This is a genomic window from Nocardia sp. NRRL WC-3656 (assembly GCF_000720265.1).
Lineage (GTDB): Bacteria > Actinomycetota > Actinomycetes > Mycobacteriales > Mycobacteriaceae > Nocardia > Nocardia nova.
Genome location: NZ_JOJF01000003.1, coordinates 1 through 19,220, shown reverse-complemented (window position 1 = coordinate 19,220; position 19,220 = coordinate 1). Strand labels below are relative to the sequence as shown.

Below are 19,220 nucleotides of genomic sequence, written 5' to 3'. Positions count from 1 at the left end.
AAGCGCGGGCACGCCGGCAGCCGGGTGATACGTTCGGCGAGCTCGGCGACCGTGGGCGCTTCGAAGATCATCCGCACCGGCACGGACGCATCGAGCGTGGCGCCGATCCGGCTCAGGGCGCGGGTGGCGACGAGCGAATTACCGCCCAGGTCGAAGAAGTCGTCGTCCGCGCCCACGGCAGCCATGCCGAGCAGTTCGGCGAAGACCTCGGCGACCGTCTGCTCCACGATCCCCTGGGGCGCACGGTATTCCGCTTGTCCGATCGCGTCCGGAACCGGCAGCGCCCGGTAGTCGATCTTCCCGTTCGCGGTGAGCGGCACCGCGTCGATCCGGATGATCGCGGCGGGCACCATGTAGGCCGGCAGCCGGTCCAGCAGCAGGCGGCGAAGCTGCCTGGCATCCACGGTCTCCGGTGCGACCACGTAGGCGATCAGGCGTTGCTCGCCGCGGTCGGCGCAGACGCGTGCCACGGCCGCGCTCACCTGTTCGTGCGCGAGCAGCGCCGCCTCGATATCGCCCGGTTCGATGCGCAGCCCGCGAATCTTGACCTGGTCGTCGGCGCGCCCGACGTAGCACAGCACGCCGCCCTTCCCCCACCGCACCAGGTCACCGGTCCGGTACATGCGGGCCCCGGGCACACCGGCGAGGGGGTCGGCGACGAAGGTCGCGGCGGTCAGATCGCGGCGGCGGTGATAGCCGCGAGCGAGCTGGACGCCGCCCAGATACAGCTCCCCCGTCACACCGGCGGGTACCGGATGCAGGCGCGAATCCAGCACGTGCACCACGACATTCGGCTCCGGCGTACCGATCGGCACCGTACCTCCGTCGATACCGTCGACGTGGTAGGCCGTGACGCTGACCGCCGCCTCCGTCGGCCCGTAGAGGTTGTCGAGGCGCGCGTCGCTGAGTTCCCGGAAGCGACGCACGGTGTCGGCCGGCAGCGTTTCGCCGATGCACAGGACGCGCCGCAGATCCGGGAAGCCACGACGGGCCGCCGTCTCCTCGAACGCGGCGAGCAGCGAGGGCACGAAATCGGCTGTGGTGACGTGATGTTCGGCGATCAACCGCGCCACCGCCTCCGGGTCGGCGCCCGCGCCCGGGCCGGCGATCACCAACTCGGCGCCACAGGTCAAGGCGCAGAACAGTTCCCACACCGACAGGTCGAAGGTGACCGGCGTCCGCAACAGCATGACGTCGTCGCCCAGCCGGTAGTGCTCGCGCAGCCAGCGCAGCTGATTGACCACCGCGGCATGCGATACCGCCACGCCCTTCGGCACTCCGGTCGAGCCGGAGGTGTAGATGACGTAGGCCAGATTCTCCGGGCGCAGCGGCCCGAGCCGGTCGCGGTCGGTCACCGGCGAGGTGTCGAGTGGCCGGGCGCCGAGTTCGGCGACATCCCAGACCGGGATGTCGCCCGGCAGGTTCGCCTCGTCGGATCGGCGGGTGAGGACCGCCCGGGGCCGTGCCGCGCCGAGCACGGCGCGCACCCGATCGAGTGGGTGTTCCGGATGCACCGGTAGATATGCCCCACCGGCCGCATGGATCGCGTAGAGGACGGTCAGCAGGTCGGCCGACCGGTGCATCGCCACGGCCACAACCGTTTCGGGGCCGACTCCGCGGTCGATCAGCGCCCGCGCGAGCGCGTTCACCCGGGCCGCGAACTCTCCGTAGCCGAGTCGCGTGCCGTCCCCGGTGTCCAGCACGGCGATCGCGCGCGGTGTCGCCGCGGCCTGGGCGGCGAACAGCTCGGCGATCGTCGCCGAGGACGGCGCCATCGATCCGCCGGTCTCCCGCACGGCCAGCTCGCGCGCCTCCTCCTCGGTCAGCAGATCGATATCGCCGATCGCACGGTCGGGCCGGTCGACGACCGCGCGCAGCAACAGAACGAATCGGTCGATCATCGAGCGGATCGTGGACTCGTCGAACAGATCTGTCGCATAGGAGAATTCGAGAGCCATCGCACCGGGCGCGCCGTCGCGGCGCGCGGTGTCGACGAGATTGAGGTGCAGATCGTATTTGGCCACGCTCGGGTCCGCGGTCCGGGCATCGACCGTCAGCCCTTCGAACCGCACCGTCGGAATGTCGATGTTGTGGAACGCGAAACCCACCTGGGTCAGCGGCGCGTGCGCCGTGGAGCGAGGCGGATTCAGCACCTCGACGAGACGTTCGAACGGGATGTCGGCATGGCCGAAGGCGGCGAGATCTGTTGCCCGGACCTGCTCCAGAATCCGGCGGAAGGACGCGCCGGGATCGATGCGCGTCCGCAACACCAGAGTGTTGACGAACATGCCGATCAGGCGTTCGAGGCCCGGTTCTCCGCGCCCGGCCACCGGTGTGCCGACCGCGATGTCGTCACCGCCCGACAGCCGCGCCAGCAGTGCGGCATACGCCGCGTGCAGCACCATGAACACCGTGGCATCGCACGAGCGGCCCAGCGCGGTCAGCTCACGCCCGAGATCGGCGGGCAGGGTGTACGACACCGTCGCGCCCCGGAAGCTCTGCCGCGCCGGGCGGGGGCGGTCGGTGGGCAGATCGAGCACTTCGGGCAGATCGGCCAGCGCCGCGCGCCAGTAGTCGAGTTGAACGGCGGCCGGAGCGCTCGGATCGTCCTCGGTGCCGAGCCGCTTGCCCTGCCAGAGCGCGTAATCCGCGTACTGCACGGGCAGCGGCTCCCACCGGGGCGCGCGCTGCCCGCGGCGCGCCTCGTAGGCGGTCATCAGGTCGGCGGCCAGCGGTGCGAGCGAGGATCCGTCGAAGCTGATGTGATGGACGACGAGGACCAGTGTGTGCTCCTCGGCGGCGGTGCGCAGCAGGGCGATCCGGAACGGGACGTCGCGGGTGACGTCGAATCCGGCGGCGGCCGTGGCGGCGATCCGCGCTTCGAGCTCCGCCGCGGGAACCGCCTGCGGCTCCAGTGGCGGCAGCGCCTCCCGCACCGGCACGATCAGCTGGTGGGGCCCGGTGTCGCTGTCCGGATGCACGGTACGCAACGCTTCGTGACGTTCCAGTACATCGGCGACGGTCGCGCGCATGGCCGACACATCGAGCGGTCCCGTCATGCCCACCACGAGGGCGATGTTGTACAACGCGGAGCCGGGGTCGAACTGGTTGAGAAACCACATCCGGGCCTGGGCCGGCGAGAGCGGAATGCGCGCCGGGCGCGGCTGCGGGAGCAGCGGTTCCCGCCCCGGTGCGTCGATGGTGCGCAGCGCAGCGGCCAGCGCCGCGACGGTCGGGGCGTCGAAGACGGTGTACAGCGACACCTCGGCACCGAACGCCGCACCCAGCCGCGCGGCCAGCCGCGTCGCCGACAGCGAGTTGCCGCCGAGGGCGAAGAAGTTGTCGGCGACGCCGACCCGGTCGATACCCAGCACGGTGCCGCACACATCGGCGACGAGCTGTTCGGCCGCATCGCGGGGCGCGACGAAATCGGCTCGCGCACTGTCGAATACCGGTGCGGGCAAGGCGGCGCGGTCGACCTTGCCCACCGAGGTCAGCGGGAGGGCGTCGAGTACCGTCACCGCCTCGGGAACCATGGGGGCCGGCAGGTGGCGCGCGGCGTGCGCCGTCACGGCGGCCACGGCGATGCCGTCGGCCACGGGCGCGAGGTAGGCGGCGAGCCGCCCTCCGCCGTCGGTCTCGACGGTCACCACGACCGCGGCGGCGACGTCCGGATGGCCGGCGAGGACGGCCTCGATTTCGCCGAGTTCGATGCGCCGGCCGCGGATCTTCACCTGGAAGTCGGTGCGCCCGGCGTATTCGAGGGTGCGTTCGGGGCTCCAGCGCGCCAGATCGCCGGTGCGATACATCCGTTCCCCCGCGGCGCCGAACGGATCGGCCACGAACGCCGCTGCCGTATCCGCGGGCCGATCGAGATATCCACGGGCGAGATGAATACCGGAGATGTACAGCTGCCCGGTCACCCCGACCGGCACCGGCCGCAGCCGCTCGTCCAGAACCAGCGCCCGCACACCGCGGATCGGACCGCCGATCGTCACCCGGTCACCGGGGCGGAGGGGATCGCTGATCGCCACCATGATCGTGGTCTCGGTCGGCCCGTAGCCGTTGTGCAACCGGCGACCGGGACCCCACACCGCGACGGTGTCGCCCGAGACCGCCTCTCCGCCGGCCACCAGTACGCGCAACGACCCGACGTCGGCGGGCGACATCGTCGCCAGCACGCTGGGTGTGATGAACGCGTGCGAGATCCGTTGCGTGCGAATCAGTTCCGCCAGCCGCTCGCCGGCGAAGACATCCGGTGGCGAGATCACCAGCGCCGCACCGTTCGGATGTGCCATCAGCAGTTCCAGCACCAGCGCGTCGAAGCCCGGAGCCGCCACCTGCAGCACCCGCGCCGAACTGCCGATGCGATACCGTTCCCGTTGTTCGGCAGCGAAATTCGCCACCCCGGCATGGGTCACGGCGACGCCCTTCGGCTCGCCGGTCGACCCCGAGGTGTAGACCACATACGCCGTATTCGACGCCCGGCACGGTCGAATACGGTCACCGTCGGTCACCGCGGCCGCGGAACGGCAGGTGATGCGGGCCTCGGTCCGCGGATCGTCGAGCACCACCGGCTCGGTGGTGTGCGGCACCAGATCCTGCGTAGTCGTCACGGCGATCGCGACCCGGACGTTCGCGAGCATGACCGCGACTCGCTCGGCCGGATTGCGCGGATCCACCGGCACGAACGCCGCGCCCGCCTTCGCCACCGCCCACATCCCGACCACGAGTTCCATCGACCGCGACAGCACCAGCGCCACCCGGTCGTCCGGGCCGATTCCGTACTCGATCAGCACTCGGGCGAGCTGGTTCGACCGGGCGTCCAGCTCCCCGTACGACAGGGTGTGCGCGCCGGACACGATGGCCACGGCCTCCGGATCCCGGATCGTCAGCAGTTCGGCGAGCACGCGCGGCGTCTCGGCCCGGCCGCCGGATGCGGGCACCAGTGCGGCGCGCTCCCCGGCCGACAGCACATCGACGGCACCGACCCGCTGCCCCGGATCACGCACGACCGAATCGAGAATCCGGTGCAGGCGCGCGGCGAATTCCTCGACCGTGCCCCGGTCGAACACGTCGGCGGCGTAATTGATCCGCACCGGGAGATCGCCTTCCGCCCGGGCGTTCTCGGCGACGGTGACGATCAGGTCGACCTTCGCCGGCTGCGGTCCCGGATCCAGGACCTCGGCGGTGACGCCGGCCAGTTCGAGGGTCGGGCGGTCCATGTTGTCGAACGCGAGATACACCCGGCACAGCGGGTCCTGCGCGACCGCCGACATCGGCTCGATCGCGTCGGCGACCCGTTCGTAGGGCAGGTCGCTGTGAGCGAACGCGTCGACATCGATGTCCTGGACTCGCGCCAGGAAGTCGGCGAAGGTTTCGTCGTCACGCACTCGCGTCCGCAGCGGCACGGTGTTGACGAACATGCCGATCAACGGTTCCAGCGCGCGTTCGCCGCGGCCCGCGACCGGAGTGCCGACGGTGATGTCGGTCGAATCCGACAGCCGGGCCAGCAGCACGGCCAGCGCGGCGTGCACGACCATGAAGGTGGTGGCCCTCGCCGAGCGAGCCAGCCGCTCGATCCCGGCGTAGGTCTCGGCGGGGATCGCGGTGTCGACGACCTCGGCGAGCAGGGACCGGCCTTCCGGCCGCCGGTGGTCGACCGGCAGTTCCAGCGGTCGCGCCATCCCCGCCAATTGCTCTGTCCAGTAGTGCAATTGACGGGCGGCGAGCGAGTCGGGATCACTGTCGTCACCCAGCAGCATGCGCTGCCGGATGCTGTAGTCGGCGTACTGCACCGGCAGCGGTTCCCAGTCGGGAGCGTGCCCCTGCGCCCGCGCGCGGTAGGCGGCGGCGAAATCGGCCGCCAGGGGCGGCAGCGACGACCCGTCGCAGCAGATGTGGTGCAGCACGACCACCAGGACGTGCCGGTGATCGGTGGTGGCGAGCAGTGCGACGCGGATCGGCGGCCGGTGGCGCACATCGGTTCCGGTCGACACCAGCTCGCCGACCCGGTGGTCGAGTTCGTCCGCGGAGATGCGGCGCGGCGTCACATCCCATTCCGCGGCGACTTCCTCGGACGGCAGAATCACTTGTGTCCCTCGGCCGTTCACGGCCGGATACACGGTGCGCAGGGATTCGTGCCGTTCGATCACGTCGGCCAGTGCGGCGCGCAGGGCGGCGGTGTCGAGTTGTCCGGACAGTCGCAATATCAGCGGAATGTTGTATGCCGCCGATTCGGGCTCGATCTGATTGATCAGCCAGATCCGGGTCTGCGCGGGCGCGAGCGGAAGCGGGTCGACGCGCGGCTGTGGCCGCAGCGCGGGCCGTGCGGACCGGCGGGCGCCGTCGATATGGGCAGCGAGCTCGGCCGCGGTCGGTTTCTCGAACAGCTCGCGCACCGACACCTCACACCGGGTCAGTTCGGCGATCCGCACGGCGGCGCCGGTGGCGGTCAGCGAGTTACCACCCAGCTCGAAGAAGTTGGCCAGCACGCCCACCCGGGCGACGCCCAGGACCTCGGCGAAGACATCTGTGATGGTCTCCTCGACGGACGTGCGCGGCGCCACGTATGCCGCTGCCGAATCCGGTGCTGGTTCGGGCAGGGCGCGATAGTCCACCTTGCCGTTGACGGTCAGCGGCAGTGCGTCGAGGACGACGACGTGGGCCGGGACCATGTAGTCCGGCAGTTTCGAGCGGACGTGGGTGCGCAGCTCCTCGGCCGTGCAGACCGCGCCGGTGGCCGGCACCACGTAGGCCATCAGCCGGGCCGCGTCGGTGCCGGGCAGATGGACGACGACGACCGCCGCCGACACCGAACCGTGGCTCAGTAGCGCGGCGCGGATCTCGTCGAGTTCGATCCGGAAGCCGCGCAGCTGCACCTGCCGATCGGCTCGGCCTCGATATTCCAACTCGCCGTGGATATTTCGGCGCGCGATATCACCACTGCGATAGAGCCGCGAACCCGGCGCGCCGAACGGGTCGGCGACGAAGCGTCCCGCGGTCAGCCCCGGGCGGCCGATATAGCCGCGGGCGAGTCGCGTTCCGGTGACATAGATTTCACCCCAGGCACCCAGTGGCACCGGCCGCAGGCGTTCGTCCAGGACGTACACGCGCAAACCCGGCAGCGGCGGTCCGATGATGCTGGGGGCGCCCGGTACGGCGCGGTCGGGCGCCAGCGGAGTGTAGGTGACGAAGACCGTGGTTTCGGTGATGCCGTAACTGTTGGCCAGCACCGGCAGGCCGGGATTGCCGGCGTACCAGTCGGACAGGCTGGCGGGGTCCAGCGCTTCCCCCGAGAGGACGACGAGGCGCAGCGCGAGCTCACCGTCCGGTTGCCCGGCGTCGGCGTAGCGCTGTCGCGCGGCCGCGAACTGATGGAACGCCGACGGTGTCTGACTGAGAACACTCACCTTGTTCCGCGCGACGAGACGGACCATCTCGTCCGGTGACCGCGTGACGGGACCGTCGACCACCACGAGCCGGCCGCCGGTGACCAGCGCACCGAAGATCTCCCAGACCGAATAGTCGAATGCGAACGAATGGAACAGCGTCCACACGTCACCGGCGCGTACACCGATCTCGGCCGTGGCGTCGGTCAGGTAGCCGGCGACCGCGCGATGAGTGACCGACACGCCCTTCGGCCGCCCCATCGATCCCGAGGTGTAGATGACGTAGGCGACGTTGTCGGGGCGCAGCGGACGGGTACGTTCCGCATCCGTGATCGGCTCGCCGCTCTCGGCGATGTCGTCGTCGAACAACACCACGCGGCTCGTTTCCGGCAGACGGTCGCCCATGCTCCGGTTCGTCACCAGTGCGACCGGTTCGGCGTCGCCGAGCACGTAGTCGAGCCGCTCGAGCGGATGCGCGCGGTCCAGCGGCAGATAGCCGGCGCCGGACTTCACGACCGCCAGCACGGCGACGATCAGATCGGCATCCCGTGGCAGGGCGATGGCCACCAGCGTTTCCGGCCCGGCTCCGAGGGCGATGAGCCTGCGCGCGAATCGGTTGGAGCGCTCGTCGAGTTGGCGATAGGTCAGCGTGGTCGTCCCGTCGTCGACGGCGACGGCGGATGCCGACGACGCGGCCTGCCGCGCGAGGAGGTCGACGAGTGTCGCCGACGTGGCCGCCCCGTCGCGGCCGGCGAGTTCACCCAGCACGCGCCCCTGCTCGGCCGGATCGACCAGCGGAATGTCGATCAGCCGCGCATCGGCGGGCGAGTTCGTCATACGGTCGAGGAAGTCGGCGAAGCGGCCGGCGTGGGCGTCGAGTTCGTCCTGGCCGTACAGGTTGGCATTGCCGTGCAGTTCGACCGACAGCGGTGCGTCGGGGCCGGAGCGGTACATATTGAGCTGCAGATCGTCGAGGGCGCCGGAGGTCAGTGCGCGGTAGCGCCCGATCGCCTCGCCGAGCCGGATCTCGGAATCGAAGAACAGGATGTTGACGATCGGGCCGAACGAGGTGGCCGCCGCGTCGACGGCATCGGACTCGCGGCGTAGATCCTCGAACCGGTAGAGCTGATGCCGCATGGCCAGGACGAGTTCGGACACCGATTCGCGGATCAGTTCCGCCACCGTCGTCGCCGGGTCCGCGGTGAACCGGATCGGCACCATATTGGCCAGCATCGCGGCGGCATTGCGCAGTCGCCTCGTCACCCGCCCGGACACCGGAAGCGACAGGACGACCTCGTCGGTACCGGTCATGCGCGCGAGGAAGGCGGCGAACGCGGCCACCACCACCTGCGCCGCGGAGGCGTTCAGCTCGCCCGCGAACCGGTCGATCCGCTCGGTCAGCGGCGACGGCAACGTACGCCCGGCGTAGCGGTCGTCCTCGCTCCACTTGGCGGAGCGCCCCGCCAAACTCGTGGCCGGCGGCAGGCCGGCCGCCTTGTCCAGCCAGTACGCGCGGTCGGTTTCGAACCGCCGACTCGTCCGATAGTCGTGCTCCGCGGCGATGATCTCGGTCAGCCGGGGTGCTGCCAGCGGCGTCGGCGAGCGGCCCTCGATCAGTGCGTTGTAGTGTTCGGCCGCGCGGTTGAGCAGGTTGAACGCGCCGTAGCCGTCGATCACGAGGTGATGAGCACGCGCGTACCAGAGATACCGGTCCTCCCCGACCCGGATGAGTTTCGTCGCGACGAGCCGGTCCCGGGCCAAGTCGACGGCCTTGGTGCCGTAGTCGCGGCGCATCCAGTCCATCGCCGCCGCGTAGGGGTCGGCGGCCGCGGTCAGATCCAGCAACGGCTCGTCGTAGACGATGCCGCGGTCCACGTACTGATACGGACGACCGCCGACTTCGACCACCCGGACGACCATCGATTCGGTCTCGTGGCCGGCGTCGTTCATCGCCTTGCTGAAGGCGGCGTAGTCGATGTGCCCCTCGATCTCGACGTAGTGGGCGATGTTGACGTTCGGTCCGCCGGGTACGTTGTCCGCCAGCCACATTCCATATTGCGCCCTGGAAAGCGGAATCAGATCAGGATTTCGGTCTGAAGGCATGGCTGAATCCGGACTCATCGTCTAACCCCTCCTCGAATTCCGAGACACGGAGCAGCGCACACCCACCTCTGTTTCCGGGCGCGGAATTCCCCGTTGCTGTAGCATTTGATTGCGAATGCAATTACATTTGCGATTCCCCGAGTTGCCGGATTCCCGAGTCGACACGAGCGCCCGTGACCCAATTTTTACGAGCGGTTCAGCGCACGTGACGTCACCCCGATCGGAAACGAGGACGAGCCACCGTGCGATTGGATACGTTATCGAGACCGCGTGCTTGCCCTGCGTAGCTGAGGACCCCCTCTCGCAGAACTTGGCGAGCACTGTGCGACAACTCTTCGCCGTACCAGGACGACGTGCCACCCGACCTCCGGGCGGCCCGAAAGCCCCACTCGCACAAGGCATATGAAGGCCCCGTCGAATGGGTAGGAACTACGAGCGATTTGTCCGTATTAAAGTGGAAGGCGTTTTGTCGAGCGGGTCGATCCCCCCGCCACGCCACGGTTTCGGAAGCTTGTGTCGGCATTGCGTCCGACCCGGGGCCGGTGCCCCGGCGAGCATTGTTTCACTCCTTCGCACGACGATACCGCGCGGAGTGACCTGTTACGGCCCACGCTGTGCGGAAAACCGTCGTACCACACCTTGCCGATACTACTGAACAGCGGCTTTGCTGTCCGGCACTCGCCGTGAATTCCGGCAAGCTCCGAGCATAACCTTCCGATACGACCGATTCCCCGAAGGACACCACGAGCCGCGAAAACCTGGGTGTCACGCGCGTAATTCCGATTTACGGTCCGAGGAATAGCCGCTCGTTCGGCAAGCGGGTCTCCGGGAGACGTCCGTCGATCGTGCCGAGAACGAATTCGAGCGTGCACCAGCGTTTGCGCCGCCAGTCCCGGACGATGTTGTCCACCGCCGCGGCGGCGGTCCGGTAATCGAAGGCCGTGCCACCCAGCCAGATACGCACGTGCACATCGTTGTGCGCGGCGTCGCCTCCCCTGCCGGGCCTCAGCACGGCGCCGGGAGGGCCGAGGTCGCGCTTCCCCCGCAGCGCCGCTGCCGATTCTCTGCGTTCATCTTCGTCCCCGAGCGATAGTGCCGGCCTGACTTCGGTCCAGCCTTCCTTCCACTCGGGCGATCGACCACCGTAGAACTACGTACTTTTCCTACGCAGTGCGTTCCTACGTAGTCCCTACCCCTCCGCGGTCACCGCCTCGGCGCCGAATCCGGAACCCCAGCTCCGCAGCGCGCGGTCGAGGATATCGGTGAGTTCCTGATCGGGATGGTCGAGCCAATGTTCGTATCCGGCGATCGCGACGCCGAGGGCACAATGTCCCGCGACCTGAGCGAGCAGGTTACGAGTGCCGACACCCAGCCGGGCCGCCACGAACTCGGCGACCACGTTGCGCCACTCCTGATAGCGCAGCGTCGAATGCGCCTGCAGCGCGGGCACTTTCAGGATCAACTCCATGCGCTTGCGGTGCCAGGGCACCTGAGCCGGGTCGAAGCGGTTGAACTCCACCACCACACTGCGGACCGCGTCGGCGACCGGCTGTTCGGGCGGACACCGGTCGAACAGATCGCGCATCGCCTGCAGCTGGTCGCTGAAATTGCCCCACACGACGTCGTTCTTCGATTCGAAGTAGCGGAAGAAGGTCCGCTTACTGACACCGACGGCGGCCGCGATGTCCTCGACGGTGGTGTCGTCGAACCCGCGCTGTTCGAACAATTCGAATGCGACCCGTTCCAACTCGTCCGCGCTGGTAGAGGGCTTGCGCCCCGCCCTGACGCGAGGCGTGACGGGTTTTTCCGCCGTCACCCCTTCCATTTTGTCACTCGGTGACATTATGCTGTGCCTCACACCCGTTACCCCGATCCCATCCCCAAGGAGCGGTCATGAACGAACCCATCACCAGCCAGACAGTAGTCCCCGCCGAGGACGCGCTCGTCGAAGACGACCTGCTCGTCGAGGATGTCTCGATCGATGGCATGTGCGGTGTCTACTGACGGCTTCGATCCGGCCGGCTCCTATCGGCTCGCGCCCTCGATCTCGCTGCGGCCCGAGCCGTTCGGAGCGCTGGTCTACGACTTCACCACGCGGCGGCTGTCGTTTCTGAAAACGATGCAGCTGGTGGCGGTCGTGCAGGGACTGGCCGAGCAGCCCGACGCGGCCGCCGCACTGGCGGCCGCGGGGGTGGCCGAGACCGAACGTCCCAGCTATGTGAAGGCGCTCGCCGGTCTGCTGCAGGCGGGCACCATAGTCCCGCGCCCCGCCGGTGCCGACGAACAGGATCACCGATGAAACTGGTCGAACATTTCAAACACGGTCTCGACGCCCCGATCTGCCTGACGTGGGAACTCACCTACGCCTGCAATCTGGCCTGTGAGCACTGCCTGTCGTCGTCGGGCCGCCGCGACCCGCGCGAGCTGTCGACCGCCGAGTGCAAGGCGTTCATCGACGACCTCGAACGCATGCAGGTCTTCTACGTCAACATCGGCGGCGGCGAACCCACCGTCCGCAGCGACTTCTGGGAACTGCTCGACTACGCGGTCGCCCATCATGTGGGAGTCAAGTTCTCCACCAACGGGATTCGGCTCACCCCCGAGCGGGCCCGGCAGCTGGCGGCCACCGATTACGTCGACGTGCAGATCTCCATCGACGGCGCCACCGCCGAGGTCAACGACGCGGTCCGCGGTCCCGGATCCTTCGACACCGCGATGCGGGCCATGGGCAACCTGGCCGACGCCGGGTTCGAGAACTTCAAGATCTCGGTCGTGATGACCCGCCACAACGTGGACCAGCTCGACGAGTTCAAGGCCATCGCCGACCGGTTCGGCGCCCAGCTGCGCATCACCCGGCTGCGCCCGTCCGGACGCGGCGCCGACGTATGGAACGAGCTGCACCCGACCACCGGCCAGCAGTTGCAGATCTACGACTGGCTCGTCGCCCACGGCGAAGGCGTGCTCACCGGCGACTCGTTCTTCCACCTCAACGCCCTGGGCTCCACCCCGATCGCCGGGCTGAACCTGTGCGGCGCGGGGCGCGTGGTGTGCCTGGTCGACCCGGTCGGCGACGTCTACGCCTGCCCGTTCGCCATCCACGACGAATTCCTCGCCGGCAACGTCCGCGACACCGGTGGATTCGAAAAAGTCTGGCGCACATCGGATCTGTTCGAGCGGCTGCGGCAACCACAGACCGGCGGCGCGTGCACGTCGTGTTCGGCCTACGACGCCTGCCAGGGCGGATGCATGGCCGCCAAATTCTTCACCGGACTGCCTTTGGACGGGCCGGATCCCGAATGCGTCAAGGGCAACGCCGAACTCGCTCTGGCCGGCGTCGGCGCGAAACCGCAGCCGGACAAGAACCACTCCCGTAATGCGCCCGCACGCCGGTCGGTCGCTCTCGGCATACCGACCCGCGCCAGGACCACCGCACCCGACCGGGCGTGCGACACCAGCCCCCTGGCCGGCCTTACCTGACACCACCATCAACCACCCTCGACGTCCCCGGACCGGCCATCTATCCGGCCACTGTCGACCTCTCGGCTCGGCATTGACCCACGATGCGGTGCGGTATGGACTTCGACTGCAGCACAAGGATTCTCATGGCAAGCACCCGTGACTGGTTCGAATCGGTCGCCGAGGCCCAGCGCCGCGCGAAGAAGCGCGTCCCCAAGGCCGTCTACCTGGCCCTGCTCGCCGGCTCCGAAGCCGGCGCCACCCTCGACGACAACGCCGCCGCCTTCACCGAACTCGGCCTGCGCCCCCACATCGCCGACCTGCCCGCCACCCGCGACCTGAGCACCACCGTTCTCGGACAAGACATTTCGATGCCGGTGATCTGCTCCCCTACCGGCGTCCAGGCGGTCGACCCCGCGGGAGAGGTCGGCGTCGCACGTGGGGCCGCGATGTCGGGCACCGCGCTCGGCCTGTCGTCGTTCGGCTCCAAACCGATCGAGGAGGTCATCGCCGCCAACGACAAAACCTTCTTCCAAATCTATTGGCTCGGAAGCAAAGACGACATGGTCGCCCGCCTCGACCGCGCCCGCCAAGCCGGCGCCAAAGGCATCATCGTCACCCTCGACTGGGTGTTCGCCACCGCCCGCGACTGGGGCAGCCCGCCACTGCCGGAAAAGATCGACCTGAAGACCGCGGCGCGATTCGCACCCCAGGTCGTCACCAAACCCGGCTGGCTGCTGCGCTTCGCCCGCTCCGGCAAACTCCCCGACCTCACCACCCCCAACCTCGTCCCGCGCGGGCAACACGGCCCGACCTTCTTCGGCGCCTACGGCGAATGGATGGGCACCCCACCGGTCACCTGGGACGACCTGGCCTGGTTGCGGCAGCAATGGGACGGCCCGTTCCTCATCAAGGGCATCGGCCGCCCCGACGACGCCAAACGCGCCGTCGACATCGGCGCCACCGCCATCTCCGTCTCCAACCACGGCGGCAACAACCTCGACACCACCCCCGCCGCGATCCGCATGCTGCCCAGCGTCGTTCAGGCCGTCGGCGGACAGGTCGAAATCCTGCTCGACGGCGGAATCCGGCGCGGCAGCGACGTCGTCAAGGCACTCGCCCTCGGCGCCGACGCGGTCATGATCGGCCGCCCCTACCTGTGGGGCATGGCCGCCGCCGGCGACCGCGGCGTCCACAACGTCCTCGAGGTCATCCGCCAAGGCATCGACTCCGCCCTCTACGGACTCGGCCACGCTTCCATCCACGACCTCACCCCCGACGACGTCATCGTCCCCGACGGCTTCACCCGGGGCATGTAGTGGCCCCCACCCCGGTCGCCATCGTCACCGGTGCCGCCCGGGGCATCGGCGCCGCCACCGTGCACCGGCTCGCCGCCGCGGGCTGGCGCGTCGTGGCCGTAGACATCTGCCGCGACGATCCCGCTCTCGGCTACCCGCTCGGCACCCGCGACCAGCTCGCGGCGGTGGCCGGCGCGCACGCGGGGACGGTCGTCGATGTCGAAGCAGATGTACGCGACGTCGAAAGCCTCGGCGGCGCAGTCGAAGTCGCGCTGGACAGGTTCGGCCGGCTCGACGCGGCCGTCGCCGCCGCAGCCGTCATGACCGGCGGCCGGCCGTTGTGGGAAACCACCCACTCCGACTGGGAGCCCATGTTCGAGATCGGCGTTCACGGCATCGCCAACCTCGCGAGGGTCACCATCCCCGCGATGCTCGCGCGCCCCGAACCTCGCACCGGCCGCTTCATCGCCCTCGCCTCCGCCGCCGCCCATCACGGCATGTGGCACCTCTCCGGCTACAACGCCGCCAAACACGCCGTCGTCGGTCTGATCAAGGGACTCGCTCACGACCTGCGCGGCACCGGCATCACCGCCACCGCCGTCTCCCCCGGCTCGACCCGCACCGCCCTGCTCACCGAAACCGCCCGCCTCTACCACCTCGACGCCGTCGAGGAATTCGCCTCCCACCAACTCCTCGACCGCATCCTCGAACCGGACGAGGTCGCCGCCACCATCGCATGGCTGTGCACCCCCGAATCCGCCGCCGTCACCGGAACTGTGTTGCACGCCGACGGCGGATTCCTGGGATGACTGCCGAAGCGCTCGAGCGGCCGGATGTCACAACTGGGTGCCCCCAACCGTCCACCCCACGTTCGGCGCCGGTGGTGTAGGTCGCGTCACTCTCGATTGCGCTGACGTAGCCTGTCGGTACTTCTGACCAATCGATCGGATTGGAGTGCTGTGACACATCCTCCAGTATTGGTACTCGGAGCTACGGGGGGACAAGGCGGCGCTGTTGCCGACGCATTGCTGTCGCGCGGGGGGTGGCGGTGCGCGCGATGGTGCGCGATCCGCGCAGCCGTGGGGCGCAGCGGCTCGGTGAGCGCGGCGCGGAACTCGTGAGCGGATCGCTGGACGACCGGGCCGCGCTCGCGGCGGCGATGGCGAATGTCGCGGGCGTGTTCGCCCTGACCACACCGTTCGAGACGGGTGTGGATGCGGAGGTCCGGCAGGGGCGGGCGATCATCGGGGCGGCCGGCGATTCGGGGGTGCCGCATCTGGTGTTCAGTTCCGTGGCGTCGGCGGATCAGAACACGATGGTTCCGCATTTCGAGAGCAAAGCGGTGATCGAGCAGGAACTCACGGCCAGTGGTCTGCCGGCGACCGTCGTCGCACCGACATATTTCTTCGACAACGCGCTCGGTGGCCGCCGGGAGCTTCTCGACGGTGTGCTGGAGCTACCCATACCTTCCGATCGCCCGCTACAGCAGCTTGCGCGAGAAGATCTCGGGCAGTTCGTCGCTCATGTTCTGCGCGAGCCGGACCGCTATCTCGGCGAGCGCGTCGAACTGGCCGGCGACGCCCCCACACCCGCCGATATGGCCGCCGCCATCGGTGACGCGCTGGGCCGGCCCGTCGTCCATCGGCAGACGTCGCTCGACGCCATCGGCAATCCGGATATGCACGCCATGTGGGCATTCCTCGACGCCGGCGGCTACCGCGTCGACATCGAGGCTCTGCATCGCGCGACGCCCGAGGTCGAGTGGACGTCGTTTCGTAACTGGGCGCTACGGACCCTTCCCGCGGTAGCGGCGGAATCTCCTCGCAATCCGTGACTCGAATCGACATCGACATCGACAACGAAGGGACCATCGATATGTCGGAGGCGAATTCCACCGCGTGGCCGCCGTTGCGGGTTGCGGAGTGGGCGGAGACGCGGGAGACCCTGCATATGTGGATGCAGATCGTGGGGAAGGTTCGGCTCGCGCATGCTCCGTTGTTGAATCACTGGTGGCAGGTCACGCTTTTCGTGAGTCCGCGGGGGCTGATGACGCCGGCGATTCCTTACGGTGATCGGCTGTTCGATATCGAATTCGACTTTCTCGCGGATCGGTTGGTGATTCGCGCCGACACCGGCGATATGCGCAGTGTGGCGCTCGCACCGAAAACCGTGGCGCAGTTCTACGCCGAAACCATGCAGGCGCTCGACGAGCTCGGGTTGCGGACGCGGATTCAGGGGCGGCCGAACGAGGTCGATCCGTCCATTCCGTTCGCCGAGGATACCCGGCACGCCTCCTACGATCCGGAGTCCGCGCGGGCGTTCTGGCGCCAGCTCGTGCATGCGAATCGCGCGCTCGGTGAATTCCGGTCGGGATATGTCGGCAAGTCCAGCCCGGTGCATTTCTTCTGGGGCGCAATGGATCTCGCCTATACCCGGTTTTCGGGACGAACCGCGCCGGAACACGGCGGCGGTGCGCCGCACTGTGCCGATTGGGTCATGGTGGAGGGTTATTCCCACGAACTCAGCAGTTGCGGATTCTGGCCCGGCGGCGGCGAGGAAGGCGCGTTCTACGCCTACGCATATCCCGAACCCGAGGGCTACCGCGAGCGGCAGCTGCAGGTGCCCGGGGCCGGCTACGACGCCACGCTGGGGGAATTCGTCCTTCCGTATGAAACCGTGCGGACGGCGGATGATCCGAACGCCGTGGTGGCGGCCTTTCTGCGCGAAACATATGCGGCCGCAGCCGAATTGGGCCGGTGGGATCGCGCCGAGCTCGAATGCGATCCGCATCGGTGGGCCGAGAAGAAGGCAGCCGCGCCCTGGTCGCTGCGCTGACGGACGCCTGACAGCGCCGCGGCCGGCTCGCACCGATGCGAGCCGGCCGCGGGGTCCGACGCGCTACACCCGCACGGCGAAGCGGAGCCTGCGTCCCAGGGTGTGCGGTTGCGCCTGGGAGATGATCATCTCCTGGACCCGTTCCCGGCTGGTGCGGACGAACTCGACCGCCTCCTTCACCGCCACATCGATATCCATGACGGTCGGAATGTCGAGCACCTTCGCGATCTGCTCTAGCCGCTGTTCAGGGGTGCCGCGCACGGTCACCACGGGCGCCCCCAGCTCGCTGATGGTGTGCAGCAGTTTGCTGTCGGAGATCGCACGGTAGCGCTCGTCCACCGGACGATGTCCGTCGGGATCCATCGGCACCTCCACCGGAAGGTGGAAGAAGATGTCGTAGCCCTTGCGGGCGCGCTGGCGCGCCATCTCGCCGTAGGCGTCCAGGTAGCGCCGGAAGAACGGGCGGCCCGGCAGGGTCACGGTGTTCTTGACGATCTTGTGGAAGCGGGTGGACCCCGGATTAGGGCCGGTGATCAGGCGGGTCGCACCGTAGACCCATTCGTTGAGCACGGATCCGTCGGCGATGAAACCGTTGCCCTGCGCCTCGAGCAACGTCTCGGCCTCGATGCGCAACTCCAGGCGGCGAAAGCCCAGCGCCATCAGTTCGGTGGTGCTCAGATCCTGGAAGCGCATCCCGGGGAAGAATTCGGTCACCACCTCGCGCGCCGAGGAGGCGTCGACCCGTGGGATGCCGGTGAGCAGCGCCAGCGCGGTGGACGTGGTCGTCTTACCGGTGGAGTACGTGCCGGAGACGACGATGCGCCGATAGTTTGTTCCGGACATGGAAAGCCTTTCGAGAGAGGTTTTTTCGAGATCAGGCCGGTAGCTGGTGGGCGAGGTCGTAGCGGATCGAGCAGCCGGCGAATTCCGACTCCCAATTCGAGATCCGCCATTTACCCCCGCCGAATCCCAGAACCATCGAGCGCGCCATCCGCGTGGTCGCCGAACCCGGCGTGTACGGCGGCGGGGGCGCCTCCGCCCGCGCGGTCATCCGGCGCATCCACAACGTCTCACTGTCCTTGCGGGCGATATTGTCCAGCTCGTACAGCACGACCTGCGACAGTTGCGCCAGGATCACCGTGGCGTCGACCAAGGTGATCGAGGGCTGGTAGAAATCGGCGACTCCGGTGCCGGATGCGTCCGAATCCCCCAGCGAGAGAGTGAATTCCGCACTCGCGCTCATCCCCTCGCCGTCGAGGCGGATATCGCGCAGGTACTGGCTGCGCCCGTAGACCGGACCGTGCGAGTAGCCGCCCACCGGCTCGGCCACCGGCCGCGCCGGACCCGGCGCCGGGAACCGGGGTGGGGTGGGCAGCGCGACGACGGCCTCCAATTCCATTGTGCTGCCGAATGATCCGGAAATGGTCAAGGTATTCGCCGTACTGCCCGTGACGGCCGCCTCGATCGGGAACCGGTCCAGGTTCTCGGTGGCGACCGTGCCGCTGCTGAATTGCACGAACGGCATCCAGCACCGGCTGATGTCGGCATCGCTCAGACCGCACTCGCGCAGGATCACCGCCAGCAGCCGGTACCCGAAGATCGAACAGTCGATGCTGCTCAGGTGCGGGGTGAGCACCCGGGTGCTCTTCTGCGACCAGTCCAGCGGGTAGCGCACCCCGGCGACGGCGGTCAGTGTCGGCCCCGCCGGCCGCGGCTCGACGGTGATGTCGAAGATCTCGTGGCCGATGCGCTTGTAGCCTTCACCGAAGAATCGGCCGGTCCGGTCTCCGAGCACCGTATCGATATCGGGATAGGCGATCTGTCCGGTACTCATGCCGCATCCGCCTCGTCCTCGGGATCGTCGGCCGGACCGGCGGCCACGATGGCCACCGGTTCGCTCGCGGAGCTTTCGCCGAACCGCTCGACCACCCGGGCCGCGATGCCGCGCAACGACAGTCCGCGACTGAGCTCCAGCGCGGAGATCTTCACTTCCAGTGACTTCTCGGCACGAGCGCCGAATTCCATGGCCATGAGCGAATCCCTAAGTTTGTAGGTGTCTGGGGTTGGTGCCCTGGATGCCCAGAGCGGTGGGGTGTAGCTGATGGGTTTTTGCCTTGTTCGAGGCTCCGAAGGACTG

12 protein-coding genes and 1 pseudogene are annotated in these 19,220 nt (G+C 68.4%); 7 read left to right on the top strand and 6 right to left on the bottom strand.

Annotation, left to right across the window (positions count from 1 at the left end; all coding sequences use genetic code 11):
* Positions 1–38 precede the first annotated feature (38 nt).
* The 3 genes and pseudogenes from IG65_RS36660 to mftR form a co-directional block, all read right to left on the bottom strand.
* A pseudogene (locus tag IG65_RS36660) lies at positions 39–9,494 on the bottom strand (amino acid adenylation domain-containing protein); the annotation flags it as partial.
* Positions 9,495–10,278: 784 nt separating this feature from the next.
* Complete coding sequence (locus IG65_RS0105245) at positions 10,279–10,458, bottom strand: hypothetical protein (RefSeq protein ID WP_146098736.1); 180 nt, start codon at positions 10,456–10,458, stop codon at positions 10,279–10,281.
* A gap of 225 nt (positions 10,459–10,683) precedes the next feature.
* Complete coding sequence (gene mftR, locus IG65_RS0105235) at positions 10,684–11,310, bottom strand: mycofactocin system transcriptional regulator (RefSeq protein ID WP_231509060.1); 627 nt, start codon at positions 11,308–11,310, stop codon at positions 10,684–10,686.
* 77 nt (positions 11,311–11,387) lie between these two features.
* On the opposite strand from mftR, the gene mftA reads away from it, so the two are divergent.
* The 7 genes from mftA (at position 11,388) to IG65_RS0105205 (ending at position 17,083) form a co-directional block, all read left to right on the top strand.
* On the top strand, positions 11,388–11,498 hold the full coding sequence (mftA, locus tag IG65_RS36655; protein ID WP_081879272.1) for a mycofactocin precursor MftA: 111 nt from the start codon (positions 11,388–11,390) through the stop codon (positions 11,496–11,498).
* The gene (gene mftB / locus IG65_RS0105230; RefSeq protein ID WP_231509059.1) at positions 11,488–11,793 is read left to right on the top strand and encodes a mycofactocin biosynthesis chaperone MftB; all 306 of its coding nucleotides are present in this window, start codon (positions 11,488–11,490) and stop codon (positions 11,791–11,793) included. The genes mftA and mftB overlap by 11 nt, the downstream gene beginning before the upstream one ends.
* Positions 11,790–12,971 (top strand): mycofactocin radical SAM maturase, encoded by a 1,182-nt coding sequence (mftC, locus tag IG65_RS0105225; protein WP_030513675.1) that lies wholly within the window; start codon positions 11,790–11,792, stop codon positions 12,969–12,971. The genes mftB and mftC overlap by 4 nt, the downstream gene beginning before the upstream one ends.
* 125 nt (positions 12,972–13,096) lie before the next feature.
* Positions 13,097–14,269: a pre-mycofactocin synthase MftD gene (mftD, locus tag IG65_RS37605; protein ID WP_030513674.1), complete on the top strand. Its 1,173-nt coding sequence runs from the start codon at positions 13,097–13,099 to the stop codon at positions 14,267–14,269.
* Positions 14,269–15,057, top strand: a complete 789-nt coding sequence (locus tag IG65_RS37600; protein ID WP_030513673.1) for a mycofactocin-coupled SDR family oxidoreductase — start codon at positions 14,269–14,271, stop codon at positions 15,055–15,057. The genes mftD and IG65_RS37600 overlap by 1 nt, the downstream gene beginning before the upstream one ends.
* 248 nt (positions 15,058–15,305) lie before the next feature.
* The gene (locus IG65_RS34405; protein WP_369801467.1) at positions 15,306–16,082 is read left to right on the top strand and encodes an NmrA family NAD(P)-binding protein; all 777 of its coding nucleotides are present in this window, start codon (positions 15,306–15,308) and stop codon (positions 16,080–16,082) included.
* Between the two features lie 41 nt (positions 16,083–16,123).
* Positions 16,124–17,083 (top strand): DUF5996 family protein, encoded by a 960-nt coding sequence (locus tag IG65_RS0105205; RefSeq protein WP_030513672.1) that lies wholly within the window; start codon positions 16,124–16,126, stop codon positions 17,081–17,083.
* 63 nt (positions 17,084–17,146) lie between these two features.
* Here IG65_RS0105205 and IG65_RS0105200 read toward each other — a convergent pair whose 3' ends face one another.
* The 3 genes from IG65_RS0105200 to IG65_RS0105190 are packed head-to-tail and all read right to left on the bottom strand — an operon-like array spanning position 17,147 to position 19,114.
* Positions 17,147–17,926 carry an ATP-binding protein gene (locus IG65_RS0105200; protein WP_030513671.1) on the bottom strand — a complete coding sequence of 260 codons (780 nt, stop codon included), beginning with the start codon at positions 17,924–17,926 and terminating at the stop codon, positions 17,147–17,149.
* 31 nt (positions 17,927–17,957) lie between these two features.
* Positions 17,958–18,917: an AvrD family protein gene (locus tag IG65_RS0105195; RefSeq protein ID WP_030513670.1), complete on the bottom strand. Its 960-nt coding sequence runs from the start codon at positions 18,915–18,917 to the stop codon at positions 17,958–17,960.
* Complete coding sequence (locus tag IG65_RS0105190; protein ID WP_030513669.1) at positions 18,914–19,114, bottom strand: hypothetical protein; 201 nt, start codon at positions 19,112–19,114, stop codon at positions 18,914–18,916. The genes IG65_RS0105195 and IG65_RS0105190 overlap by 4 nt, the downstream gene beginning before the upstream one ends.
* Positions 19,115–19,220 lie beyond the last annotated feature (106 nt).